Consider the following 25,393-nt stretch of genomic DNA (forward strand, 5'->3'; position numbering starts at 1 on the left):
TATTCAGAACTTTCGAGGATGTGTTTCACTGTTTAATTATCAAGGATCTCTGCTGTTCCGACTCGGATCAGCTCATTTGTTTTATCACAGAACTTTTCGTTTGTCAAGAACTTTTTTAATTTATTTTTTGAAGCTCTTTCGAACTTCTTTGCTGTTCTCTCGATCAGCAACTCGTTTATTTTATCAAACTTGTTTGCTTTTGTCAAGAACTTTTTTCAAGTTTTTTGAAGCAGTTTTTGCAACCCGCGGCAGCCACCCGGCTCCGAACTAGGTTTTTCTGTTTCAAAGAAACTCTTTTGCATCAGCTCTCGCTGACAGCTTAGTTATAATAACACCGCCCAAAGCAAAAGTCAACACCTTTTTTCGAATTTTCTTATTTTTAGAAAAATATAGTTAATTCTGCATATTTTGTATTTTATCTGAATTTTTCAAAAAGGACCGTACGCATCACACGCCGGTCCTTTTTCCACAACTTCCTTCTAATTTTTCCCCACGCGCAGAATCGCATCCTGAATATTTTCCACCGGAATCAGTGCGATTCCACCGATTTTCTCCACGGACTTCATGCAGACAGCAGGCAAAATCACCCGCTCGAAGCCCAGTTTTTTTGCTTCCAGTACACGCTGTTCCGCCATGCTGACGGCGCGGACCTCACCGCTTAAGCCGACCTCGCCAAATACGACCGTTTTCTCATCGATCACCTGATCTTTGTAGCTCGATACGACGGCAAGTGTGATGCCAAGATCGATCGCCGGCTCATTCATCTTGATTCCGCCTGCGATGTTGACGTAGGCATCGCTTGTCGAGAGATTGATTCTTGCGCGTTTTTCCAGCACTGCCATCAGCAGGTTCACGCGGTTGAAATCGCATCCTGCTGCGGTGCGGCGCGGGATTCCGAAATTACTGTGGCAGACCAGTGCCTGAATCTCGATCAGGATCGGGCGCGTTCCCTCCATGGAGCATGCGACAACCGAACCGGAAGCTCCCTCCGGCCGTCCGTTCAGCATGTATTCCGATGGATTTTTCACTTCCACGAGTCCCTCTGTCTGCATTTCGAAGACGCCGATCTCATTTGTAGAACCAAAACGGTTTTTGACGCCGCGCAGAATCCGGTAGGACGCATGACGGTCGCCCTCGAAGTACAGCACGGTATCTACCATGTGTTCCAGCACACGCGGGCCGGCCACATTACCGTCTTTTGTCACATGACCGACGATAAAGATCGAAATTCCCATTCCCTTTGCAATCTGCATCAGCACATTCGTCGATTCCCGGACCTGGGATACACTGCCCGGCGCGGAGCTGACCTCCTCGTTGTACATGGTCTGGATCGAGTCGATGACGGCCATCTCCGGCTTCTCTTTTTCCATGACGGCGCGGATGATATCAAGATTCGTCTCGCAGAGCAGGGACAGATTTTCGTTAAATTCTCCGATCCGCACAGCGCGCAGTTTGATCTGGCGCAGGGACTCCTCACCGGAAATGTATAAAACCTGATGTCCTGCTGTGGACAGCATGCGGCACACCTGCAGAAGGAGTGTGGATTTTCCAATTCCCGGATCGCCGCCGACCAGTGTCAGGGAACCCGGCACGATTCCTCCGCCGAGCACCCGGTCGAGTTCTCCGATTCCCGTCGGGATGCGCTCCTCTTTTCCTGTTGAAATTTCCATCAAATGCACCGGCTTTCTGCCCGCCGCGCTGTGATTTCCGATCCCCTGCGTTCCCGCCGGTGTTTTGGCCGCTGTCGGTTCCTCCACAAACGTGTTCCATTCTCTGCACGCCGGACACTGGCCCATCCATTTTGTGGACTCATAGCCGCAGTTCTGGCAGAAAAAGGCTGTCTTTTTTGCTTTTGCCATAGTTGTGTCTCCCTTATAATTGTCAAAAAAAGCTGCCGCACACGTTCTGCGACAGCCTTCTTTTCTTATTTCATCATGCTTTTACGATTTCTACTGCTACATCCTCTGCTTTTTCCAGCTCTACGCTGAAGGAAAGTTTTCCGCCGAGGTTTGTGGTCATGTGGCCAACGTTTACGCCGTCGAGCAACACCTTGTATTCGGTCTCTGCTTCCATTTCAACGGTGATCTGTGCATCCTCCGGTCCTTCTACTTTGAAGGTCATGCCGTCGTCGAATACGTTCAGATCGGTAACTGCGGTTCCCGGAACGGATTCGTATACGAACAGTCCGTTTCTCTCCAGCTTTGTGATTTCCTTAAAGGTTTTTACTTTATACAGATCTCCTCTGTGCTCAAAATCAGATTTTTTTGCCTTTGCCGCAAGCTCATAATCTCCGAAGCTGATGCCTCCGTCTGCCTCTGTGCGGATTAATTCTTTTACTACTGACATTTGTAAATGCCCTCCTGGTCTTGTCTTTTGTGGTGTTTCGTTTCTTTGTGAAAATCATACCATAATCAAAAAGATTTTACCATATAATTTATGGAATTTTATATTATTTTTTCTCAAGAACCTTAAATGTAATCTCTTTCTTATTCATTCCAGCCGCAACGGTATCGCCTTTTTTCACTTCTCCGTTCAGGATGGCTTCTGCGAGCGGATCCTCAATTTTGCTCTGGATCGCGCGTTTTAACGGGCGGGCACCGTACTTGCTGTCGAAGCTGTTTTCCACGAGATATTCTTTCACGGTGTCACGGACTTTCAATTCAATGTCCATCTGCTCCTTGCAGCGGCGCTCCAGATCTTTGAGCAGAATCTGCAGAATCTTCTTCATATCCGCCTTGGTAAGCTGATGGAATACAATAATCTCGTCGATTCGGTTCAGGAATTCCGGCTTAAACATCCGTTTGACTTCTTCCATCACCTGGCCCTTCATGTATTCGTAGTCTTTCCGCTCATCTTCTGTCGAAAGGAATCCAAGGCGTTTCGGCGCTACAATGTTCTGTGCTCCGGCATTGGATGTCATGATAATGCAGGTCTGTTTGAAATCAACTTTTCTGCCCTGCGCGTCGGTGATATGGCCATCATCAAGTACCTGCAGCAGAATGTTGAACACATCCGGGTGAGCTTTCTCGATCTCATCGAACAGGATCACACTGTACGGGTTGCGGCGCACTTTTTCAGAGAGCTGGCCGCCTTCCTCGTAGCCAACGTATCCCGGAGGGGAACCGATCAGCTTGGAAACGCTGTGTTTCTCCATGTATTCCGACATATCAACGCGGATCAGGGCCTGCTCTGTACCGAAAACTGCCTCGGCGAGTGCTTTGGAAAGTTCTGTTTTTCCGACACCGGTCGGTCCAAGAAACAGGAAGGATCCTGTCGGACGGTTCGGGTCTTTTAATCCGACTCTGCCTCGTTTTACGGCTTTTGCCACAGCTGTCACGGCTTCTTCCTGGCCGACAACGCGTTTATGGAGTGTCTGCTCCAGTCTTGCCAGACGTTTCGATTCTCCTTCCGCGAGACGCTGTACCGGAATTTTCGTCCAGGTGGATACGGTTTTTGCGATTTCTTCTTCTGTTACCTGCAGTTTTTTGTTTTTGCAACGGCGTTCAAAGCGTTTTCGGATCTGCTCCAGATCTTTTTCGAGCTCCTGCTGGCGCGCCTGCAGTTCTTTTGCCTGCTCAAAATCGCCGGTACTGATCGCGGATTCTTTTTCTTTCTGTACTTCGAACAGTGTCTGCTCCTCTTTTGCCATGTTGTCCGGCACCTGGTAGCCGGCGAGCTGTACGCCTGCGGATGCCTCATCGATCAGATCGATGGCTTTATCCGGCAGGAAACGGTCGTTGATGTAGCGGACGCTCATTTTTACGGCTGCTTCCAGTGCTTCATCGGTGATTTCCACGCCGTGGTGGCGTTCGTAGTATGGGCGCAGGCCTTTTAAGATATCAAGTGCTTCGCTTTCCGTCGGTTCTTCTACTTTGACCGGCTGGAAACGGCGCTCCAATGCGGCATCTTTTTCGATATATTTACGGTATTCTTCGAGCGTGGTTGCACCGATGAGCTGAATTTCTCCGCGGGAAAGGGACGGTTTTAAGATATTGGATGCATCGAGTGCTCCCTCTGCACCGCCGGCCCCGATGATGGTGTGAAGTTCATCGATGAACAGCAGAATATTTTCATTGTCCGTCACTTCTTTGACGACACGTTTGATACGCTCTTCGAACTCACCGCGGTATTTGCTTCCGGCTACCATTCCGGAAAGGTCAAGGACAACAACTCGCTTATCGCGGATCGTTTCCGGCACAATGCCAAGGGCAATCCGCTGCGCCAGACCTTCCGCAATCGCCGTTTTTCCGACACCCGGCTCTCCGATCAGACACGGGTTGTTTTTTGTCCGGCGACTTAAGATCTGAATGACACGCTCAATTTCCTGCCCACGGCCGACAACCGGATCGAGTTTTCCTTCGCGCGCAAGCTCAGTCAGATCCCGGCTGTACTGGTCCAGTGCCGGCGTTTCGCTGGTCTGCGCTCCACCTCTTGTCTGCGGTCCGCGGCCGGTATTTGCATTTCCGCTTGCACCGCCCTGCAGCGGTGCCTCGCCCATGGCAGTAAGGATTGCTCCATATAGTTTCTGAATGTTGATCCCCATGGTAAAAAGCAAACGGGTAGCAACACAGTCACTTTCTTTTAAGATTGCGATCAGCAAATGCTCGGTTCCCACAGCTCTGCTCTTAAAACGCGCTGCCTCCGCTTCTGCATTTTCAAGCACTCTGCGTACCCGCGGAGTATAGCCCGGTCGGGATTCGGTCACGGTGTTTCCGCCTGGTGCAATCAGACGGTCAATCAGTTCGGTAAGCTGTCCGGCATCTACGTGAAACTCAGAAAGCACCATGCCTGCTGTGCCATCCTCCACGTTCAGAAGTCCGATCAGAAGGTGTTCGGTTCCTACGTAATTATGTCCACATTTTTCAGCTGTCCTAACCGCATATGCCAGTGCTTTTTTTGCCTGACTGGTATATCCTTCTCTCATAATACTATTGTCTCCTTCATGTTTCGTCTGCGTAATTGCTGTAAATTTCATCTACAAGCTGATGTACTTCTTCTTTTGATATATTTTTGCAGACGGCTTTTGCAAGAATCACCTGCAGATCTTCGCGCAGTTCCTGCATGGCATACAGTTTATCCGCATCGATAGAGATAACGGCTCCTTTTCTTCGGTCAATCGAAAGAAGCCCCTCCTGCCGGAGTACGCTGTAGGCCTTATTTACGGTATGCATGTTGATTCCGATATTGTCTGCGAGCTGTCTTACCGAAGGTAGAGTATCTCCTTCCTGAATTCTGGAAGTGGCAATACCCAGAATAATCTGATTTCTCAGCTGGATATAGATCGCTTCATCGCTGTTGAAATCGATCTGTATTGTCTCATAATACATAGTTACACCCTGCTTTCTCGTATCGTTTTGTTATACATATGTTATAACAATTCGCAGACTTTGTCAACAAACGGTTTCCCTACCTGTTTTTCTCGTAGATGATCTGAAGACCTTTCAAGAGCAGATTCTCATCGATGATGATGTCATGTCTGCAGTGCGGAATCACAGCTTTCGCCAGACCTCCGGTAGCCACAATCGTGCATTTGCAGCCAAGTTCTTCTTCCATCCGTTCGATCATGCCGTCGATGCTGGCAGCGTTTCCATAAATCATACCGCCTTTCATACAGTCCAGCGTATTTTTGCCAATGACTTTTTTCGGTGCTGTCAGACTGGTCTGACTAAGCTGCGCGGCATTTGATACGAGAGCATCCAGCGAAGTACGAAGTCCCGGAAGAATCACGCCTCCGATGAAGCTTCCTTTCTGATCAAGTACACTCATCGTCGTGGCAGTTCCCATATCGATAACAATCTGCGGACATGTGTATTCATTCAGCGCTGCTACTGCTACAACAACAAGATCGCTTCCTGCCGTTGCGGGATCGTCCAGTTTGATATTAAGTCCGGTCTTCACACCGGGGCCGACAACTTTGACCGGCTTTTTAATCACTTTTTCTGCCGCACTCCGGCAGAGCTCTGTCACCTGCGGAACAACGGAAGAGATGATACCTCCTTCGATCTGCTCCACCGGAATCTCATACAGTTCCAGTACATTTTTCAAGCTGACTGCGTATTCCAGCTCTGTTTTTGCCTTGTCCGTGGAGAGTCTTTCGATGAAGTATGTTTTTTTCCCTTCCACACACCCAAGGACGATGTTCGTGTTGCCGATGTCTATTGCAAGGATCATGATTCAGGTTCCTCCTGTAAAAACTATGAAATGAAATTCTTGTGGTTTTATTATACATGGTGCGGCGCTTTGAGACAAGGAAAAAGACAGCAAGAAAAAGACAATTAAGTCGATTTCATACTGTCTTCTGAATATTTCATTTTGAATTATCTATTCTTGTTGTTCACAAAAATAAATTTTACATCATTCTCAAACGTACGATTTAGCAGAATTTGCCCTGAAAATGTTTGAGTACTATACATTTTTACATCATTCTCAAACCATTACTTACAGATTTAGGGGAGGTGGAAAGTTTGAGTACCATACATTTTTACATCATTCTCAAACTCAATCCCATTTTCAAAAGCAAGTTTAATCGTTTGAGTACCATACATTTTTACATCATTCTCAAACGGCGTGTCGCGGATCATCGGGGCCAGTCTGGTTTGAGTACCATACATTTTTACATCATTCTCAAACCCAGTGGAAAGCGCATGGAGAGCCGCAGAAGTTTGAGTACCATACATTTTTACATCATTCTCAAACTCATTTTCGTGTCATGGGATCGTTGGAAAAGTTTGAGTACCATACATTTTTACATCATTCTCAAACTCGCATCTGGAATTGGTCGAGATCAGAATGGTTTGAGTACCATACATTTTTACATCATTCTCAAACGCTTCGAATTATTGAAACAACTGATCGTGCGTTTGAGTACCATACATTTTTACATCATTCTCAAACTTGCACAGAATACAACTCGCCGCGGCAAAAGTTTGAGTACCATACATTTTTACATCATTCTCAAACCTCAAATTTAAAAATGAACTGCTTTCATCTGCACAAAACAGGTACTCAAACATCCGATGGATATTAATAGACATCACATCCATCTTTGTCAATTATATAATATTCTCTCTGATTCGAAAAGTCCCTTTGTATATTTTCTATGAAAAGCAAGGATATTTCATAGTAGCATGCCATTTGGGAGAGTTTGTTTATTTGTGTTTCGTTCAGATAGGATCGAATATTGACCAAAATCACCAGTTCTTTTTGGAGAAGTTCGGCCATAACTTTGATATATTGCGTTAATTTTTCCAGAAGCCCCATCTCTTTTTCGGTTTCTGTCTGAACTCCCATCAATTTTAGGAGTGCGCTCAAATCGATTTCCTCATTTTGTTCCAATTCGTACCCACTGACAGCTTCCAATTGATAGATGTATTTCTTCAGTTCCGCAATAATTCTCTGCGTTTCCAGAAACATTTCTTCATTTTGCGCACTTTTGACCAGCTCTGTAAATAACCGTTTTTGTATTCTGTGATCCGCAAAATCAAGAGAAAAGGGCGTTAATACCAATTCCACATCTCTTTTCATATTCAGCTCTGTGTCAGCTTTAGAAAGTACGAAATTTCCCTTCTCTCCCTGATTTTGTTTTTGCAGCTGCTCCACATATTTTAAAAACAGCTCCGGTGATTCTATAATCCATTCCGTGGGACAGTTCCGATGAATCGCAATAGGTTTTTCCAAGTCCACATGTACCAGTTTCATAAAATCACCAGCCTTTCATCCGTATTCAACACTTCACTCTTTACGTTCCCAACAATCAGATCCATTTTCGCATACTGCTTCTCAGTCACCGTTAAAAGCTGTATCAGACCTTCTTCCGGCTTATTTTTATGAATCTGATCCACGATTCCATTCACTACAGTTGTATTTAACGCAAGCTTACAGTATACGGATTCCTGGAGCATCAGGAATCCGCTTTTCAATAAAAACTTTCGAAATCTCGCATATTCTCTTCTCTGATCGCCCGTCAGCACCGGAAGATCAAACAGTACCAATACTCTCATAAAACGATAACTCATAGGCCATAAAACCGGATCAATGCACTGTCATTCTCATTTAAGGCATCAAATACACTTTTACAGTAAATTTTTATGGCATTATTCACATACTGTGTTTTCCCGTCTATCATGACTTCGTTGTTTAATACATTGACCAACTGTATTTTTTCCTCATGCGTAAATTCTTTCCTCTGCATTTGGATTACTTCCCGGTCAATCAGAACACGGAACGGTTCCATCAAATCGGACGCCAGATTAAACTGATTAAACATATTATCATGAAAGAGTCCGAGCTGTGTAATATAACCGCTCGCTACAATTTCTCTCGCAAACGCAGACAACAAAATGCTATATCCGTAATTCAGCGCTGCATTTTCCGGACAATCCGCAGTTCTGGTAAATGTCATACCGAACAATGCATTAAAATATACCTTTGCCGCATGCCCTTCCCGGTTTGTCTCATCGTTCCAGCCAATCTCCTGTAAATATGATTCTAACAGACCCGCTTCTTCCTTTCCCATATTTTTTAACAGTTCCTTCTGTTTTCGTATTTTTTCCGTCACAATTTCTGTCCAGATCGCTTCTTTACTGTGCCGGCTCCACTGAATCTGCTTTCTGATTTTATTGCTGGTATCATGACTTCCGTAATACCCAACCAGTTCCGACGATGGATTTCTCTTTTCATCGCAAAAAATCACTTTTATTTTCTTTTTTGTCAGCTCTGCCAGCAGACTTGTTGTGACTGTTGCTGCTGTTGACTCAATCAGAATGGTTGATATTTCACTTAAATGTATTTTTGTTACTTCCTCATTTCGCACCACAAGGTAACCAAGCTGATAGTCCAGCTTTGCCCGTTTGGAAATAACCACAATCCGCCAGCTCATAATGCATTCAGGTCTACTGTCTGCTCGTAGATACCGGTTGGCGATTGATGAATCATTTCGATTCGACTGCAATCGGTTATATTTTTGTTGAGACACAAAATTCCTGCTCTTCCAGATCCTCCAATTAATTTCAAATCAGCGGCAGCACTCTGGCACTGGAAAAAATGTAAAACTTCATACAAAACGATACACTTTTCTTCTATGCATAATTCTTTAAATTTTTCTCTTTTTTCCGTTAATGTCTTTGCCTGTGCTCCAAGTTTTTTTGCATATACCGTATTTGTTAATTTATTTAAAAAGGTTTCATACAGCATCACCACCTTCTTTTCTTCTAAATGGTCGGAATCGTAAATTTTCAGTTCTTTATTCTGTTTTTTACGTTCCACGTACTGTACTATTTTTTTCAGTATTTCTGTTTCTTCCTGGGAAAGTACCAGCTGATTTGCACCTTGCATCAATAGCTGATCCCCTGATCTTCCGGAAACCCACATATAAAATCCGTCCACACAAAACAGAGTATCTATTTTGATTTCCGGCACCAGCACTCGCGGATTCTTTAACTGTCTTTCCTCTTCCAGATACCGAATTATATTTTCTTCTGACTTCTGAATTTCCTTTTTCAGACGAATCGGCACATACTCGATTGTTCGTATTTTCTTTCCCTTTTTGCCCTCCGATTCTGCCAGTACAAAGTAAGCTCCCGCCTCTTTGTTATATCCTCCATACTTCTGTATATCACAAAGCCGTTCATCACTGCTCTTGATCGGAACCTGACCTTTTCCTTTTTTGACAATCTGCTGGTCAAACAATGCACCTGTTGCCTCATACGATCTTCGCGTCACAAGAATGTTGTTCTTTTCCATAAACTTTCGGACTGTCACAATGGTTCCGTTCCCGCCTTCCCAGGCAATTTCTCCGTTTCGTTCAATTCTTTCCTGTTCAAACATCTTCTTCAGATTATAACTTCTTCCCGGATTTTCCTTAATGAAGTGAATCGGATTTGATGTGAATTTTACAAAATATGCGTTGCCAACGACAATATTCAAATAAGCATCCTTCGCATGATGATAATCATTCATCTCCCGTACCTTCAGAAATTTAAAATCCTTACGGAACTTTGAAACGGTTGGCGCTTTTACATAAACAATCTGTGTATCCGGGATCACCTGCTGCAGAATACTTGCTGCCGCTTTTGTACTCTGACGAGTTTCCACCAGCTGCCTGGAAATAAATCCAGCCAATTCAGACGGTTCAAATCCATTTCCTCTTATCAGCCGTTTATATTTTTCTTCACTGATCAATCCGGCATCCACTAAAGATTTCCAGAATGGCTGCATTTTTTTCCGAACTGTTTCATCGATCGGATATTTATCCTCTTTCATCTGATTACACTTTTTCTTTACAAGTACCCGGTTATCCAGGCTATCATCCATCACTTTGGACTGTGGAAAAATATGATCAATGTCATACTTCTGATTATCCCACAATTCCTCCAGTTCAATTGTTTCACCGGAATACATGCATTTTCCTTTTTGCGTATAATACAAATACAGCTTGTCTCTTCTCATTTCCGCATCGGAACGCTTTTCAATCTCATCTATCCAGTCTTTTTCTTCCGCTTTACATTTTTTATAAAGTTCCAGCAGTTTCTTTTTTCTTGAAGAGGTTCTTCCCTGATCGGTTTTTTCTCTTGCCATTTCTATAAAAACACGTTTCGGTGGGTTTCCCATCACTTTACAGATTTCCTTTACAATCAAAAGGCTCTGCCAAATCTGCCGCTTCACTGCCGGTGATACGTAAAGCTCCTCGACTAATTCATACGAAATATCCCGTTTTTTCTGTTCGTTTCCATTCTTTTCTTCGATTGCCGATGCAAACAAATATTTTTCGCTAAGCAGTTGCATCAGATTGTCATTCGTCTCCCACAAAGCCCGAATAATAGACCATGCCTCTCCCGTTTCCGGTGCCGGTGCTTCCATCTCTTCCAAAAACACTTTTGAGAGTCTTCCCCAACCACGATACGGCAGTTTACTTATGCTGTCTCTTTGTTTTTCTGTCAACTCCGGAAACAGTTTCTTTAATCTCTGTTTCAGTATCGCTTTATCATCTCCAAACAGCGTTACGTTCAGGATGATGCATTCTTTTTCCGCCTGGTTCAGTGACAGATTTGTTAATTTCTCTTTAAAGTCATGGTATGCCGTAAGAGAACTCTTGAAATCACCATCAATTCCGGTAATTTCAACTTCTTTTCCGGTAATTCCTTCTTTCACTAAATAGTTTTTCAGTTTTTTCTGTGTAACCTTTCTGCTTTTCTGGAATACTTCTTCATATATTTTCTGTTTCTGCTCTACAGATATCTTTTCTCCATCCAAACGCAGATTATTTAATTCATTTAAAACTTCGTATTTGCTGTACAGCAGAGAATACTTTGGTAAAACATCTTCACTTGGCAGATAAGTACATTTATTCGTCATTCTTCGAATAAACTGCTCTGCACTTGCTTCCAAATCTACCATCTCATCGAAGTTCCATGGATATATTTTGCCTTCTTTTCGTACCGCCCAGTTACTCTTCTCCCCTTTTTTTCGAATTCCGTTTAAGGGTCCTACGTAGTACGGAATGCGGAATGTGAAAATCTTTTGAATCTTCTCTCCATTCTCTTTCAGTAGCGGAACTTTATCTTCCAGATTTTTCAGGATTGCATTTAATTCATATAAATGAATCTGATATGGAATGACACTGTTGTCTTTTACAGTCTGTTTCGGAAGAAACGTTCCCATTTCCATTTCCTTCTGCATGCAGGATGCTTTCGTCACATCTGATATCTTGCCCAGAATATTCTTTTTCAGATAACCGTAAAAGTCTTCCTGACTACATTGTTTTGGTGCCTTGATATACGCATAATAATTAGCTTTTTCATCCTTTTTTGCAAACAGTCTCTGATATTCTTCCCTTGAAAGATTCTCTCTGACCAGCTTTTTCAGATCTTTCAGATCTTTTTTATGCTTTTCATAAAGTGCCACTTTTGCCTCTGAAAGAGAAGAATAGTTCTGCAAAATATCAGCCAGAACAGCCCAATCGTACACTGCTTTTGCGTGTTCAATTAATACATATTTTTCTCCCAGCTCTGCTTCGATCTCTCCAGCGTATTCTTCATAACCTGCATCTGCGAAGCAAAGTTTTGGCCGTTCCAGTGTATCCATCTGTTTTTCCCCAAACAGATTTCCCAGTTTTGCTGTTCCACCGGTAATCAATCCCAGCCACTCTTTTTCACAGGATGTTTCTGCCCGCATTGCTTTTACTGCTTTTGTCTTTTTCGCAGATTTGGTCAATGTTCGGTCTTTTAAAATTGCCTCTATTTCCTTGCTTCTTTCCACTCCAATCTCGGAAGAAAAGCCAAGTTCTTCTGCCCGCACTGCTTCAAGGAACTGTTCAAATGTTGTCTGAAATTCTCTTACCTGTTCGATATTTCCGTTTAATAGAAAATGGCCTCTGTGTTTCATCATATGATGCAGAGCAAGATATATCAGGCGAATATCAGGCGTTTCGTCAGTTTCCATTAACCATTTTCTCAGATGATAGATGGTTGGAAACTGTTTATGATATTCTTTGTCTGTGTAATCATCATCCGCAAACAATGCATAGGGAAGTTCCGGACACTTTCCCTGCCTGTCACGCTTATCCTCTGGCCAGTAACGACTCTCTTTCATTCTGCGAAAAAATCCATCATCTATCTTTTCTACTTCTTCCGCAAAAATTTTCTGCAGCAATTCTATTCTCCAATTACGACGATCCAATCTTCGTTTTGCTGTCCGAAACCCTCTTCTCTCTTCTGCAGTCTGTGCACTGTCAAATAGCCGTACACCCCAAAGTGTTTTTCCATGTGCGCGCAAAATTTCGTACTTCTCATTTGTCACAGCCCATCCAACCGAACTGCTTCCCATATCAAGTCCGAGATAATATTCCCCTTTCATCTGTTCTTTCCTCCATTTTCTACATTTTATCTAATTTTACCATATATTTTGATTTTTTACATCTTTTCTTTCCTATTTTCAACAATTCTACTTCCTGGTTCTTGCTGTTCTCACAGTACTGAATCATAACCATGTTTCATTTCTAATTTTAGACAACAAAAAAACTGCTGTCTATGAAGACAACAGTTTTCGTTCCACACACTGTGGACCATCTAACGATGGCGTTTTCGATAAATCGTTATTTGAACTTATGATGTAAAATTTAGTATGGTACTAAACTATCTACACTATACTTCTATTTTTTCCTTTCGTCAATCTTTTTTAGAAAGTTTTTATGATAATTATTCCATTTTTTTCTCTTGCGTCCTTCTTGTTTTTATGGTAAAATATATCTTGTTCTGATTACGAACACTGCCGCTGTGGCGGAATTGGTAGACGCACTTGACTCAAAATCAAGCGGTGAATAACCGTGCCGGTTCGAGTCCGGCCAGCGGCATAGCTAAAAAAGATCTGCAAAAACGAACGTTGATGCAGATCTTTTTTATTGTCTTCCCTTCAAAAAAACAGCTTTTGAAAGAAAGAAAACCCCTTTCGAAGAACCGGCCATCTGCCGCATGGTTCTTTTTGAAAGGGGTTTTACTGTTGTTATTTCTTATTTATTTCCAAACATCTTCTCATACTCCGGTGTTCCATCCAGTGTAGCGAAGTAGTCCTTCGGGGTTTCTGCGCGGCGGATGACTTCAAAGCTGCCGTCCTCTTTTAACAGAACCTCTGCAGATTTTAATTTTCCGTTGTAGTTGTATCCCATGGAAAATCCATGTGCGCCGGTGTCGTGGATGAAGAGGAGGTCTCCGACTTCCACTTCCGGAAGCATGCGGTCGATCGCGAATTTATCGTTGTTCTCGCACAGAGAGCCTGTTACGTCATATTTGTGGTCGCACGGCTGATCTTCTTTTCCCATCACCGTGATGTGATGGTAAGCGCCGTACATAGCCGGTCTCATCAGGTTGACCGCGCAGGCATCACAGCCGATGTACTCTTTGTAGATGTGTTTCTGATGGATGGCGCGGGTAACGAGTCCGCCGTACGGTCCCATCATGAAACGGCCCATTTCCGTGTAAATTGCAACATCGCCCATGCCGGCCGGAACGAGAACTTCATCGTACACTTTATGTACACCCTCGCCAATCACGCGGATGTCATTGCCTTCCTGATCCGGTTTGTACGGAATTCCGACGCCGCCGGAAAGATTGATGAATTTAATCTTCACGCCCGTCTCTTTCTGCAGCTTTACAGCCAGCTCAAACAGTGTTTTTGCCAGAACTGGGTAGTAATCATTGGTTACGGTATTACTTGCAAGGAAGGAATGGATGCCGAACTCTTCTGCCCCTTTTGCCTTCAGAATGCGGAATGCCTCAAAAATCTGCTCGGTTGTCATACCGTATTTGGCATCTCCCGGATTGTCCATAATATCGGTGCTGATTTTAAACAGTCCGCCCGGGTTATAACGGCAACAGATTTTCTTCGGAATGTAGCCTAATGTTTTCTCAAGAAAATCAATATGCGTAATATCATCAAGGTTAATGATCGCACCAAGCTCTGCAGCCAGTTGATACTCTGCAGCCGGTGTTACGTTGGATGAAAACATGATTTTATCTTTCTCAAATCCCATCGCATCGGAAAGCATCAGCTCCGTGTAAGAAGAGCAGTCGCATCCGCAGTCATATTCACCCAGCATTTTGATCAGTGTCGGGTTTGGGTTCGCTTTTACAGCAAAATACTCACGAAATCCCGGATTCCAGGAAAAAGCTTCCTTTACCGCTTTCGCATTCTCACGAATTCCTTTTTCATCGTAAATGTGAAACGGAGTTGGTACTGCTGCTGCGATTTCTTCCAGTTTTTCTTTTGTTACAAAAGGCTTCTTCGTCATTCTCTTTTGTCTCCTTCTTCTGCTTATTTTGCCTGAATAATGTGAAGCATGTTTGTCATATATCCTTCACCCGTCACCTCGTTAGTAGCAGGGTCTCCGGCCGTAAAAATAACCATATCGCCACGTTCTACAAGCTCCTCACGGCGCACCATATACATAGCATGGGAAATGATGTTCTCCGTAGAATCTTCCTCGTATCCGGTCACCGGACGAACGCCCCAGTAGAGCTGCATTTTTCTTCTTGCCCATTCATATGGGGTAACGCCGTAAATCGGTACGCTCGGACGAAGGTTGGAAATCAGTCTTGCAGTCTGACCGGACATCGTCGGAGTCACAATGCAGGCTGCTTTGATGTGTTCTACCATAGAAACGGCTGCACTTCCGACTGCTGCGGAAACATTTAGCTTTCCTTCCAGCGCTTTTCCATCGCGGTAGTCTTCGAATTTCAGATAACGCTCCGTCTGCTCGGCAATCTCTCCCATCATGGTAACTGCCTCGATCGGATATTTTCCGGCTGCTGTTTCGCCGGAGAGCATGATCGCATCCGTTCCATCATAAATTGCATTCGCAACATCGGCTACCTCTGCACGGGTCGGACGCGGGTTCCGGATCATGGAATCCAGCATCTGGGTTGCTGTGATAACCGGTTTGTATTTATGATTGCATTTTTCAATGATGATTTTCTGTACATGCGGTACTTGGCACGCCGGAATCTCTACACCAAGATCTCCCCTTGCAACCATCACACCATCTGCCGCATCGATGATGCTGTCGATGTTCTGCACACCCTCCGCATTTTCGATCTTGGCAATGATATCAATATGCTCTCCTCCGTTTGCCACAAGGAACTCACGGATTTCGTTAATTGCCTCTGCATTCCGGATAAAGGAAGCTGCAACAAAATCAATATCCTGTTCAATACCAAAAAGAAGATCTCCTTTGTCTTTCTCCGTGAGGTTCGGAAGATTGATCGAAACGTTTGGTACATTCACGCCCTTTTTTTCTCCGAGCTCGCCGCCGTTTACTACGGTACAGACAATTTCCGGTGCATTTACTTTTTCTACGCGCAGACCGATCAGACCATCATCGATCAAAATCGTATCTCCCTCTTTGATATCTTCCGTAAGGCCGGTGTAGCTGACAGAACAGTGATTTTCATCTCCGGTCTCCTGAACGGTTGTCAGGGTAAAAGTCTGTCCGGTTACCAGATTCACTTTTTTTCCATCTTTTAAAACGCCGGTACGAATTTCCGGTCCTTTGGTGTCCAGAAGGATTGCCACAGGAGTTTTCAGCTCTTTTCGAAGCTCTTTCAGCATATCCATACGCATTTTCTGCTCATCGTGGTCTCCATGAGAAAAATTAAAACGAGCAACATCCATTCCGGTTTCAATCAGTTTTTTCATCAGGTCACGGGAGTTGGTATTTGGTCCCATGGTGCAGACAATTTTCGTTCTTCTCATACTTTCTCTCCTTCTTTATTTTACATGTTCATGCGTAAACAGGTGATCCTGGCAGTATTCATAGTTTCCGTTGCATCGGGAACAGAAACGGAACTCCAGATTCGGATCATCTTTTTCGGTCCGGCCACAGATCGCACATTTGTGTTTTGTGATCCCGTTCGGATTGCGGTATTCGGCTTCGCCTCTTGAAACGGCCTTTTTAAATTCCTTCCGGCGTCTGTTCTGCTGGAAAGAGCCGCGTTTTCCTTTTCTTGTCATCAGGAAGAACACAAGGACGTTTGCAAGGGAACAAAGAATAACAACACATCCTGCCCAGTTTCCGCTCATGATGCTGGTAATCATGCTGTAGGCGAGAAGCGCTACGTCAAGGTATGCCAGCCATTTGATTTTGATCGGAATAATGAAATACAGCAGTACCTGCATATCCGGGAAGCTGATCGCAAAGCCAAGGAAAATCGAGAGGCTGATGTAGTAAGTGCTGAATGCCGTTCCCATCAGCGACGGATATCCGTTGACTGCATATAAGATTCCATACAGCAGGAAGGAACCGATAATGGTCATCAGAATGCCGGAAAAGATGTAAACATTATACTTGAAATCTCCCCAGGCTCTCTCAAGGCTTGTTCCGATTGAGTAATAGAAAAACAGCATGATGATCGTAAAGATATCAAGGCTGCTCGGCGGAATCAGAATCCAGCTCACCAGACGCCAGATCTGTCCGTGCAGAATATAATATGGTTCCAGCGTCAGATACTGTCTCATGATGGGAGCCGCAAGCGCAATGATATATCCCGCAATGTACGTTACGATAATGTACATCGTCAGATGGCTTAACGCGTATCTCCCATATTTTCGCTCCATTTTGTCTAAAAAATTCATGCACACTCTTCCTTTTTGTTTGTTTTATTTTACCGGCTTTCACTGCCCGAAAATACATTCTCATTATACGTGCTGCCTTTTCGTTTGTCAAACGGTATAACGGTGAATTTCGTCTCCGAAAAAGAGCTTTACGAATGTTTTACTTTCCGGTATAATTTATTAGAAATCTTTTCCAGTTATTTTATAAATATACGAAAAAATTCAGGAGGACTTTATATATGGCAGGATCATCATTTGGTACCATCTTCAGACTGACCACCTGGGGAGAGTCTCATGGAAAAGGCGTGGGCGTTGTTGTGGACGGAGTGCCGGCCGGCCTTTCGCTTTCCGAGGAGGATATTCAGTTTTACCTCGACCGCAGGAAGCCGGGACAGAACCGCTTTACCACAAAACGGAAAGAATCCGATACCGTTCAGATTTTATCCGGCACTTTCGAAGGAAAAACGACCGGTACCCCGATTTCCATGGTGGTATGGAATGAGGATCAGCATTCCAAAGATTACAGCGACATTGCTTCCTATTACAGACCGGGCCACGCCGACTATACGTTTGATGCAAAATACGGTTTCCGCGACTACCGCGGCGGCGGACGCTCCTCAGGACGCGAGACGATCGCACGCGTGGCTGCAGGTGCCATTGCCTTAAAAATGCTCTCTGAGCTTGGCATCACCGTTTCCGCCTACACCCGCTCCATCGGTGACGTGGAAATCCAGTCTTTTGATACCGCTGAAATCGCGAATAACGCCCTGAATATGCCGGATGCAGAGGCTGCCGAAAAGGCTTCCGAGCTTTTAACAAAAGCCATGGCGGAAAAAAATTCCGTCGGCGGTGTGGTCGAATGTGTCGTTCACCATATGCCGGCCGGTGTCGGCGATCCGGTGTTTGAAAAGCTCGATGCCAACCTTGCAAAAGCACTCGTCTCCATCGGCGCCGTAAAAGGCGTGGAAATCGGAGACGGTTTCTCGGTCTGCACAGCTACCGGGCTTACCAATAACGATGCCTTCCATGTAAATGCGGACGGCTCCATTGTCAAGCTGACCAACCACGCCGGCGGTATTTTAGGCGGTATCAGCGACGGAAGCGATATCGTTGTCCGGGCTGGTTTCAAACCGACCCCGTCCGTTGCTGCTTCCCAGCAGACCATCAACAAAGACGGCGAAAATATTGCCATCGAAATCAAAGGCCGCCACGACCCGATCATCGTTGCACGCGCCGTTGTTGTCGTGGAATGCATGACCGCTCTTGTCCTGGCGGACGCACTGCTCGTCGGCATGAGCGCCAAACTGGACAATGTAAAGAAAGTCTGGGCTCTGGACGAGAAATAAAGGCCGGACTGCTTCTTTCTGGCTTCAACACAAAAAATGCCTGCGGGATACAGTTCTTCCTGCAGGCATTTTTGCGTTATTTTTTAGTGAACGCCTTTTTTCGTAATCAGAATACAGTTCGGCGTCTCCACTTTCATCGGGCGGCCTTTCTGAACCAGCACGTTTTTCTCATAATCAACGGTAAATGTTGTGATCGTGTTGGACTCATGGTTTGCCACTGCGATATGTTTTCCGTCCGGGAACATTGCAATATCCTTTGGATATTCGCCGCTGATCGGAAGTGCAAACTTCTTCTCCATGCAGCCGGTCTCCGGGTCGATATGGAACATTGCTACGGTATTGTCTCCGGCTGTAGAAGTAAACAGGTAGTGGTGATCCGGGGAAAGGCACATGCCGGATGCAGCGTCGTGCGCCTGGTCCACGTTCGCGGATGTGGTGCTGATCGACTGCAGTTTTTCAAATTCCGGTCCGTTTCCCGTATCACGGTAGCTGAATACATCGACTTTGTTCATCAGCTCGTAAATGACATACGCGTATTTTCCGGATTCACTGAAAACGATCTCTCTCGGACCGGATTCACGCTCACAGCGCAGGATATCCACCAGTTTCAGGCGGTCACGCTGTGTGTTCAGCTTGTACATTTTGATCTGGTCAATGCCGTTGTCGACTGCGCAGACATATTTGTTGTCCGGTGTAGGAACGACACAGCTGACATGCGGGCGGAAGTTACGCTCTGCCACACTGCCAAGGCCCTTGTGGAACACGCCGTCCATCAGACTTCCGAGGCGGCCGTCCTTATGGGTATGTACAACGGTTACTTTTCCGTCATGATAGCCTGCCACGAACAGGTATCTTCCGGTTTTGTCCACCGACAGATAGCAGCCGCGCATGCCGTCGATGTCTACTTTGTTGATCGGGGTCAGGTCTCCGTCATCCTCCACTGCAAACACTGCAACGCCTTCATCTGCAATCGAATACAGGTATTTGCCGTTTAAGGAACGGGCAATGTGGGAAGAGTTGTTGACCGGTATGACTTTTCGCTCTGTCAGAGTGCCTTCTTCTACATTTACATCATATAAATGAATACCAATGCTGCTTCCATGGGTATAAGTGCCTACATAGGCTACGTACTCATCCTTCATGTTGTTTTCATCCTTTCTGCCTTCTCGCACATCGTGTGAATTTTCTAAAAATATTTTAACACAATTTCCGCGCCACGACAACGAGGAAAACGGATTTTTGATATGTAAACGGTAACACTTTATTTTTAGACACAGGATATTCTCCTGCAGAGAATTTTTTAGATATTTCTATTGTTTTTGGATTGTAAGAGTTGAGGTTTCCGCTGCATACCATTTCCATTTTCTACGCTCTCGTCAGACTGATTTCCTGACTCATCATTCCCTGCAGTTTCTTGATTGCGCGGCTGTACTGGCACTGCAGCGCCTGCTCGCTTTTCTTGCAGAATCCGCTGAGCTCTTTGTAGCTGAATCCATATGCTCTCCCCCAGAAAATGCGCTGATCCATCGGATTCAGGTTCTGGATGCAGTTCTGCATCACCATTCGTTCCTCAATCTCGGCTGTCGCGGCCGCCTCCCCTTCATTTCTGTTCTCTTTCTGATACTGTGTATAGGAAACTTCATTCTGATAATAATGTTTTCTGCGCTGATTCTTGATCTTGTTTTTTGCCACACAGAACAGCCATTTCGTCATCTCTTCTCCTTCGAGATCGGCAACGGTTTCAAATTTTACCACCAATACCTCCCATACATCGTTCAGCACATCCTTCGCCGTCTCCCGGTCATTGTTCAACTGACCGCAGATATAACGGAACAGCACATGACTGTTTTCCTCGAATATGATCTGAAAAAATCGTTCCTTCTCTTGTCTCATACACTTCTTTCTCCCTCCTGTTATTTCGCTGTCCTTCTCTTCCGGGCCCGTCATATATGTAATGTGTTGAGACTATCGAAATCTTTCGTTTTTTCAGAATATTTCTACTATTTGACCTTATTACTTTTGTTAATAAAGCAAAATATTGCGTTATAACTGCACCGCGGCGCATAATCAAATTTTTTCTTTCGAAATCAGAAATTACTGTTTCTGACAAAAAATTCCCGCAGAAAGGAGCTTTCTTCCTCTCTGCGGGAATCTTCTATTTTGGTTTTATTTTATTTAAAGTAAGCAACACCGGACTCAAAGATCTTCAGATCCTGCTCTCCGTAGATGTTGACTGCTACGCCGTTGTCGCGGCGCTCTGCGTGTGCCATCTTACCAAAGACACGGCCGTCCGGGCTGGTGATACCCTCGATTCCGCAGTAGGAACCGTTGACATTCCAGTACTCGTCGTTGGTCAGGTTTCCGTTGACATCGCAGTAGCGGGTTGCAATCTGGCCGTTTGCCATCAGCTTGTCGATCCACTCTTTCGATGCTACGAAACGTCCCTCTCCGTGGGATGCCGGGTTGGTGTAAACACCGCCAAGCTCGGCGCCTGCCAGCCATGGGGATTTGTTGGTCACAACCTTCGTGTAAACCATCTTGGAAATATGGCGTCCGATAGTGTTGAAGGTCAGAGTCGGGGAATCCTCCGTCTGTCCGAGAATCTCACCGTACGGAACGAGTCCCAGTTTGATCAGTGCCTGGAATCCGTTGCAGATACCAAGGGCAAGTCCGTCTCTCTCATTCAGCAGTTTGGTAACAGCTTCTTTGATCTTCGCATTCTGGAATGCGGTTGCAAAGAATTTTGCTGATCCATCCGGCTCATCACCTGCGGAGAATCCGCCAGGGAACATGATGATCTGCGCCTGGTTGATGACTTTTTCAAAGGCATCGACAGAACCGCGGATGTCTTCTGCGGAAAGATTGCTGAATACCTGAGTGATAACTTTTGCACCGGCACGCTCGAAAGCTCTGGTGCTGTCATACTCACAGTTCGTTCCCGGGAAGACCGGAATGAATACGGTCGGCTGTGCCAGCTTGTGGGAGCATACGTGGATGCTCTTTGCCTGATAGCAGCTGTCTGCAACAATTCCGTTTTCGTCTGCTGCTGCCACATTCAGGGCATCTACCTCCGGAAGCTCTGCACCGGATACGGTCTTGAATACTTTTTCCAGCGGTTTGTTCCATGCGGAAACGGCCTCGCGGATGGTGATTTCGGTGTCTTTATAGGAAAGAACCGGTTTGTCTGTCACTTCACCGATGACGGTGTAGGTGCTTGCCAGCTCTCCGACTTTTTCAGCCGGAACTTCGCAGATCAGATCTGCAATATATGGAGTAAAGAGATCTCTCTCGTCTACATTGTGCTCGATGGTTACGCCGAGAGCATTACCGAATGCCATCTTGGATACGGCTGCTGCGATACCCTGACGGTCTACGACATAAGCGGCTTTCACACGGCCGTTCTGCATATCCTCATGCAGTTTTCTGTAGGTTTCCATGACGCCTTCGTACTCTGGAAGCAGATGTGCGTCGACTGGAAGGTGGATCCACACGAGTTTGTCTCCTGTGTTTTTCAGCTCCGGAGATACTACATCTTTTAATTTTGCAACGTCAACCGCGAAGGATACGAGTGTCGGCGGTACATCGATATGGTTGAAGGTACCGGACATACTGTCTTTTCCTCCGATAGACGGCAGGCCGTAGCCCATCTGTGCGTCGTATGCACCAAGAAGTGCTGCGAACGGCTGGCTCCAGCGGTGCGGATCCTCAGTCATTCTGCGGAAATATTCCTGGAAGGTGAAGCGGACTTTGCTGTAATCGCCGCCGACTGCCACGATGCGGGACAGGGACTCGGTTACGGCATAGACTGCTCCGTGATACGGGCTCCAGCTCGATACGTATGGATCAAAGCCGTAGCTCATCATGGTAACGGTGTTGGTTTTTCCATCCGGAACCGGCACTTTTGCAACCATGGCCTGAGTTTCAGTCAGCTGATATTTTCCACCGTACGGCATCAGCACGCTGGCTGCTCCGATGGAGGAGTCAAACATCTCGACAAGACCTTTCTGGGAGCATGCGTTGAGGTCTGACAGGGTGGACAGCCATTTTTCTTTCACGTCGGCAATGTCACCGCTTCTTTTTAACGGGGTGTCCTCTGCTTTTGGAATCTCTACGAAGACATCATTCTCCTGATGTGCTCCGTTGGTATCCAGGAATGCACGGGAAATATTGACGATCTCTTTTCCTCTCCAGGAGAGTACCAGACGCGGGTCCTCGGTTACGACTGCAACTTCGGTTGCCTCCAGGTTCTCTTCTGCGGCATATTTCAGGAACTGCTCACGGTCTTTCGGGTCGATGACAACGGCCATACGCTCCTGGGACTCGGAGATGGCGATCTCGGTTCCGTCGAGGCCGGCATATTTTTTCGGTACTTTGTCCAGATTGATCTTAAGGCCCGGTGCCAGCTCGCCGATGGCAACGGAAACTCCGCCTGCACCGAAGTCGTTGCATTTTTTAATCAGAAGGCTGACTTCCTCGCGGCGGAACAGTCTCTGCAGTTTACGCTCAGTCGGTGCGTTTCCTTTCTGTACCTCTGCACCGCAGGTCTCGATGGATTCTGTCGTATGTACTTTGGAGGAACCGGTTGCACCGCCGCAGCCGTCTCTTCCAGTACGGCCGCCGAGCAGGATGATGATATCGCCCGGATCGGAATTTTCACGGACAACGGCACGGCGCGGTGCTGCTCCAAGGACGGCTCCGATCTCCATACGTTTTGCCACGTAGTCCGGATGGTAAACTTCTTTGACATAGCCGGTTGCAAGACCGATCTGGTTTCCATAGGAGCTGTAGCCGTGTGCTGCTTCTCTTACGAGTTTTTTCTGCGGAAGTTTTCCTTCGAGTGTCTCGCTCTGCGGACGGGTCGGATCTGCGGCTCCGGTCACACGCATTGCCTGATATACATAGGTTCTGCCGGAAAGCGGGTCACGGATTGCACCGCCAAGGCAGGTTGCTGCACCACCGAACGGCTCGATCTCGGTCGGGTGGTTGTGGGTCTCGTTTTTGAAGTTGATCAGCCACTCTTCGTCTTTTCCGTCTACATCTACCGGTACGACGATGGAGCATGCGTTGATTTCATCAGACTCTTCCTGATCTGCGAGTTTTCCTTCGGATTTCAGTTTTTTCATTGCCAGAAGGGCAAGGTCCATAAGGCAGATGAATTTGTCGTCACGGCCTTTGTAGAGTACCTCACGGTCGCTTAAGTAGCGGTCGTAGCTTTTTTTCATCGGCTCGTAGTAGTCGCCTTCGCCGAAGGTCACGTTGGTAAGCTCGGTGGAGAAGGTGGTATGGCGGCAGTGATCGGACCAGTAGGTATCGAGTACGCGGATCTCGGTCATGGATGGATTTCGTTTTTCTTCGCCGCGGAAGTAGTTCTGGATATGCAGGAAGTCTTTGAAGGTCATGGCAAGGCCGAGGGAATCATACAGGGCTTTTAATTCTGCCTCCGGCATGTCGATGAATCCGTCGAAGATTTTGACGTCTGCCGGCTCTTCAAATTTTGTCACGAGGGTTTCCGGTTTTTCAAGTCCTGTCTCTCTGGAGTCTACCGGATTGATGCAGTGTGCTTTGACTGCGTCAAACTGCTCATCAGTCATCTCTCCTTCGATAACATACGTAACGGCGGAGCGGATGATCGGCTGCTCGTCTTCTTTTAAGAACTGCACGCACTGTACGGCAGAATCGGCTCTCTGATCAAACTGTCCCGGAAGGAATTCTACGGAAAATACTCTCGCACCTTCTGCACGCGGGAAATCTTCCTGATAGCAGATATCAACCGGCGGCTCTGCAAAGACTACTTTACATGCTTTCTCATATGTCTCATCACTGATATTTTCTACATCGTACCGGATCAGCTCCCGTACGTTGGTTACGGTCTGGATGTTCAGATAGTGCTTGATTTCATGCTTCAGATCTTTCGCCTTAATCGCAAATTCCGGCTTTTTCTCCACATAAACGCGTCTGACTGTACTCATTTTTATCCTCCATTTGTCTGAATCATAGTCCCCCAAAAACGGGACAATCTTTCGTTACTTACAGAATAGCATATTTATCTTTATAAATGAAATTAATATATCTTATATGTTTTATAAGTTTTGTTTCTTAATAGACGGACGCATTCCATTTTTCCTGCACTACCATCCCACTCATCACCCATTCTCTCCCGTCCTAAACCGTCAGGCCCGCGCCCCTTCTGGTGCGCGGGCCGTCCGTTTCCGTTTTTACATTCTATATTTCGCTTTTTTCTCCCGTGTCCGCAGTGCATTCCCCGCCTTTGCCGGCCGGTACAGCAGCATACAGGTTCCCGCATTCATAACAAGCGCACAGCACACATCCGATACGGAGTGCTGTTTTAAAAACATGGTCGAAAACACAATCAGCACCGTCAGGCCCAGGCAGACGTTTCGGAATACCGGGCGGTTTTTGAGCTGCTCGCTGTGTTCTACGGCAACAGCTACGGCTACGGAATTATATACGTGAATACTTGGGAATACGTTGGTCGGTGTGTCTGTCAGGTAAAGGCCTCTGACCAGATCCGTGAAAATGTTCTCCCGTGGGAATACCGTCGGGCGCAGGTTCTGGCCGTTCGGGTACAGATAGGAGATCACGAGGAACGCCGTCATTCCGATTCCCAGGTTGATAATCAGCTGATAATATTCTCTGCGGTTCTTGTTGCAGAAGCCGAAATAAAGGACAGACCATGCAATATATCCAAACCACATAAAATAAGGAATCACAAAAAACTCACAGAACGGAATCATATCATCAAACGGAGTATGAATCAGATGATAACCTTTCGTAATGTGCGTTTCCAGATATTGAAAACATTTCAGATAGAAAATACCATAAACCACTACCGGAAGAAAATGCTTATATTTTTTTATTGTCTTCATAGTTTCCCTCCACTTTTCTGACGAGGTTTTTCTCTTCAACCTGCTGAAATTATAGCACAC

Annotated in this window: 17 protein-coding genes, 1 tRNA gene and 1 CRISPR repeat array; of the genes, 2 read left to right on the forward strand and 16 right to left on the reverse strand. The window is 45.7% G+C overall.

Features of this window, described 5'->3' with window-relative positions; genetic code table 11:
* Positions 1 to 479: 479 nt before the first annotated feature.
* The 9 genes from radA to cas9 form a co-directional block, all read right to left on the reverse strand.
* A complete protein-coding gene (radA, locus tag DW743_RS16285; protein WP_117762142.1) occupies positions 480 to 1,859 on the reverse strand; it encodes a DNA repair protein RadA in 1,380 nt (459 codons plus the stop codon).
* A gap of 73 nt (positions 1,860 to 1,932) precedes the next feature.
* A complete protein-coding gene (locus DW743_RS16290) occupies positions 1,933 to 2,346 on the reverse strand; it encodes a hypothetical protein (RefSeq protein ID WP_055221437.1) in 414 nt (137 codons plus the stop codon).
* Between the two features lie 103 nt (positions 2,347 to 2,449).
* Positions 2,450 to 4,924, reverse strand: a complete 2,475-nt coding sequence (locus DW743_RS16295) for an ATP-dependent Clp protease ATP-binding subunit (protein ID WP_117762143.1) — start codon at positions 4,922 to 4,924, stop codon at positions 2,450 to 2,452.
* Between the two features lie 16 nt (positions 4,925 to 4,940).
* Complete coding sequence (locus DW743_RS16300) at positions 4,941 to 5,327, reverse strand: GntR family transcriptional regulator (RefSeq protein ID WP_117510240.1); 387 nt, start codon at positions 5,325 to 5,327, stop codon at positions 4,941 to 4,943.
* Between the two features lie 79 nt (positions 5,328 to 5,406).
* Entirely contained in the window at positions 5,407 to 6,171 is a 765-nt protein-coding gene (locus DW743_RS16305; RefSeq protein WP_117510241.1) for a type III pantothenate kinase, read from the reverse strand.
* Between the two features lie 225 nt (positions 6,172 to 6,396).
* A CRISPR array of direct repeats spans positions 6,397 to 6,960; the repeat unit is 36 nt; unit sequence GTTTGAGTACCATACATTTTTACATCATTCTCAAAC.
* A gap of 63 nt (positions 6,961 to 7,023) precedes the next feature.
* Positions 7,024 to 7,698, reverse strand: a complete 675-nt coding sequence (gene csn2 / locus DW743_RS16310; RefSeq protein ID WP_117762144.1) for a type II-A CRISPR-associated protein Csn2 — start codon at positions 7,696 to 7,698, stop codon at positions 7,024 to 7,026.
* Positions 7,695 to 8,000, reverse strand: a complete 306-nt coding sequence (gene cas2 / locus DW743_RS16315; RefSeq protein ID WP_117762145.1) for a CRISPR-associated endonuclease Cas2 — start codon at positions 7,998 to 8,000, stop codon at positions 7,695 to 7,697. The genes csn2 and cas2 overlap by 4 nt, the downstream gene beginning before the upstream one ends.
* Positions 8,001 to 8,011: 11 nt before the next feature.
* On the reverse strand, positions 8,012 to 8,878 hold the full coding sequence (gene cas1, locus DW743_RS16320) for a type II CRISPR-associated endonuclease Cas1 (protein ID WP_117762146.1): 867 nt from the start codon (positions 8,876 to 8,878) through the stop codon (positions 8,012 to 8,014).
* Positions 8,875 to 12,852, reverse strand: a complete 3,978-nt coding sequence (cas9, locus tag DW743_RS16325) for a type II CRISPR RNA-guided endonuclease Cas9 (RefSeq protein ID WP_117762147.1) — start codon at positions 12,850 to 12,852, stop codon at positions 8,875 to 8,877. The genes cas1 and cas9 overlap by 4 nt, the downstream gene beginning before the upstream one ends.
* A 413-nt stretch (positions 12,853 to 13,265) precedes the next feature.
* Between cas9 and DW743_RS16330 the strand changes: the two genes are divergently transcribed.
* Positions 13,266 to 13,348: transfer RNA gene (locus DW743_RS16330), tRNA-Leu, on the forward strand.
* Positions 13,349 to 13,504: 156 nt separating this feature from the next.
* Here the strand turns inward: DW743_RS16330 and DW743_RS16335 are convergent.
* Genes DW743_RS16335 through DW743_RS16345 form a run of 3 tightly spaced genes read right to left on the reverse strand, consistent with a single transcriptional unit; the run spans position 13,505 to position 17,121 of the window.
* Entirely contained in the window at positions 13,505 to 14,782 is a 1,278-nt protein-coding gene (locus tag DW743_RS16335; RefSeq protein ID WP_055221426.1) for a diaminopimelate decarboxylase, read from the reverse strand.
* Positions 14,783 to 14,805: 23 nt separating this feature from the next.
* On the reverse strand, positions 14,806 to 16,242 hold the full coding sequence (pyk, locus tag DW743_RS16340; protein ID WP_022463218.1) for a pyruvate kinase: 1,437 nt from the start codon (positions 16,240 to 16,242) through the stop codon (positions 14,806 to 14,808).
* A 15-nt stretch (positions 16,243 to 16,257) separates the two neighbouring features.
* On the reverse strand, positions 16,258 to 17,121 hold the full coding sequence (locus tag DW743_RS16345; protein WP_055228519.1) for a hypothetical protein: 864 nt from the start codon (positions 17,119 to 17,121) through the stop codon (positions 16,258 to 16,260).
* Positions 17,122 to 17,339: 218 nt separating this feature from the next.
* Here DW743_RS16345 and aroC point away from each other — a divergent pair, with 218 nt between their 5' ends.
* Positions 17,340 to 18,446, forward strand: coding sequence for a chorismate synthase (aroC, locus tag DW743_RS16350; RefSeq protein WP_117762148.1), 1,107 nt, complete (start codon positions 17,340 to 17,342; stop codon positions 18,444 to 18,446).
* 83 nt (positions 18,447 to 18,529) lie between these two features.
* Here aroC and DW743_RS16355 read toward each other — a convergent pair whose 3' ends face one another.
* The 4 genes from DW743_RS16355 to DW743_RS16370 form a co-directional block, all read right to left on the reverse strand.
* The gene (locus DW743_RS16355) at positions 18,530 to 19,588 is read right to left on the reverse strand and encodes a lactonase family protein (protein WP_117762149.1); all 1,059 of its coding nucleotides are present in this window, start codon (positions 19,586 to 19,588) and stop codon (positions 18,530 to 18,532) included.
* Between the two features lie 223 nt (positions 19,589 to 19,811).
* Positions 19,812 to 20,339 carry an RNA polymerase sigma factor gene (locus DW743_RS16360; RefSeq protein ID WP_022463214.1) on the reverse strand — a complete coding sequence of 176 codons (528 nt, stop codon included), beginning with the start codon at positions 20,337 to 20,339 and terminating at the stop codon, positions 19,812 to 19,814.
* A 278-nt stretch (positions 20,340 to 20,617) separates the two neighbouring features.
* Positions 20,618 to 24,415, reverse strand: coding sequence for a phosphoribosylformylglycinamidine synthase (locus tag DW743_RS16365; RefSeq protein WP_117762150.1), 3,798 nt, complete (start codon positions 24,413 to 24,415; stop codon positions 20,618 to 20,620).
* A gap of 246 nt (positions 24,416 to 24,661) precedes the next feature.
* On the reverse strand, positions 24,662 to 25,333 hold the full coding sequence (locus DW743_RS16370; RefSeq protein WP_055268197.1) for a phosphatase PAP2 family protein: 672 nt from the start codon (positions 25,331 to 25,333) through the stop codon (positions 24,662 to 24,664).
* Between the last annotated feature and the right edge of the window lie 60 nt (positions 25,334 to 25,393).

The sequence above is a fragment of the Blautia sp. AM28-27 genome, from assembly GCF_003480905.1.
Lineage (GTDB): Bacteria > Bacillota > Clostridia > Lachnospirales > Lachnospiraceae > Fusicatenibacter > Fusicatenibacter saccharivorans.

Excerpts from the sequence above, each read along its gene's own strand:
- DW743_RS16335 (WP_055221426.1), bottom strand. The coding sequence starts at position 14,782 with ATGACGAAGAAGCCTTTTGTAACAAAAGAAAAACTGGAAGAAATCGCA.
- pyk (WP_022463218.1), bottom strand. The coding sequence starts at position 16,242 with ATGAGAAGAACGAAAATTGTCTGCACCATGGGACCAAATACCAACTCC.
- DW743_RS16365 (WP_117762150.1), bottom strand. The coding sequence starts at position 24,415 with ATGAGTACAGTCAGACGCGTTTATGTGGAGAAAAAGCCGGAATTTGCG.
- DW743_RS16300 (WP_117510240.1), bottom strand. The coding sequence starts at position 5,327 with ATGTATTATGAGACAATACAGATCGATTTCAACAGCGATGAAGCGATC.
- DW743_RS16360 (WP_022463214.1), bottom strand. The coding sequence starts at position 20,339 with ATGAGACAAGAGAAGGAACGATTTTTTCAGATCATATTCGAGGAAAAC.
- DW743_RS16305 (WP_117510241.1), bottom strand. The coding sequence starts at position 6,171 with ATGATCCTTGCAATAGACATCGGCAACACGAACATCGTCCTTGGGTGT.
- cas1 (WP_117762146.1), bottom strand. The coding sequence starts at position 8,878 with ATGAGCTGGCGGATTGTGGTTATTTCCAAACGGGCAAAGCTGGACTAT.
- DW743_RS16370 (WP_055268197.1), bottom strand. The coding sequence starts at position 25,333 with ATGAAGACAATAAAAAAATATAAGCATTTTCTTCCGGTAGTGGTTTAT.
- DW743_RS16355 (WP_117762149.1), bottom strand. The coding sequence starts at position 19,588 with ATGAAGGATGAGTACGTAGCCTATGTAGGCACTTATACCCATGGAAGC.
- cas9 (WP_117762147.1), bottom strand. The coding sequence starts at position 12,852 with ATGAAAGGGGAATATTATCTCGGACTTGATATGGGAAGCAGTTCGGTT.
- aroC (WP_117762148.1), top strand. The coding sequence starts at position 17,340 with ATGGCAGGATCATCATTTGGTACCATCTTCAGACTGACCACCTGGGGA.
- DW743_RS16290 (WP_055221437.1), bottom strand. The coding sequence starts at position 2,346 with ATGTCAGTAGTAAAAGAATTAATCCGCACAGAGGCAGACGGAGGCATC.
- DW743_RS16345 (WP_055228519.1), bottom strand. The coding sequence starts at position 17,121 with ATGAATTTTTTAGACAAAATGGAGCGAAAATATGGGAGATACGCGTTA.
- csn2 (WP_117762144.1), bottom strand. The coding sequence starts at position 7,698 with ATGAAACTGGTACATGTGGACTTGGAAAAACCTATTGCGATTCATCGG.
- DW743_RS16295 (WP_117762143.1), bottom strand. The coding sequence starts at position 4,924 with ATGAGAGAAGGATATACCAGTCAGGCAAAAAAAGCACTGGCATATGCG.
- cas2 (WP_117762145.1), bottom strand. The coding sequence starts at position 8,000 with ATGAGAGTATTGGTACTGTTTGATCTTCCGGTGCTGACGGGCGATCAG.
- radA (WP_117762142.1), bottom strand. The coding sequence starts at position 1,859 with ATGGCAAAAGCAAAAAAGACAGCCTTTTTCTGCCAGAACTGCGGCTAT.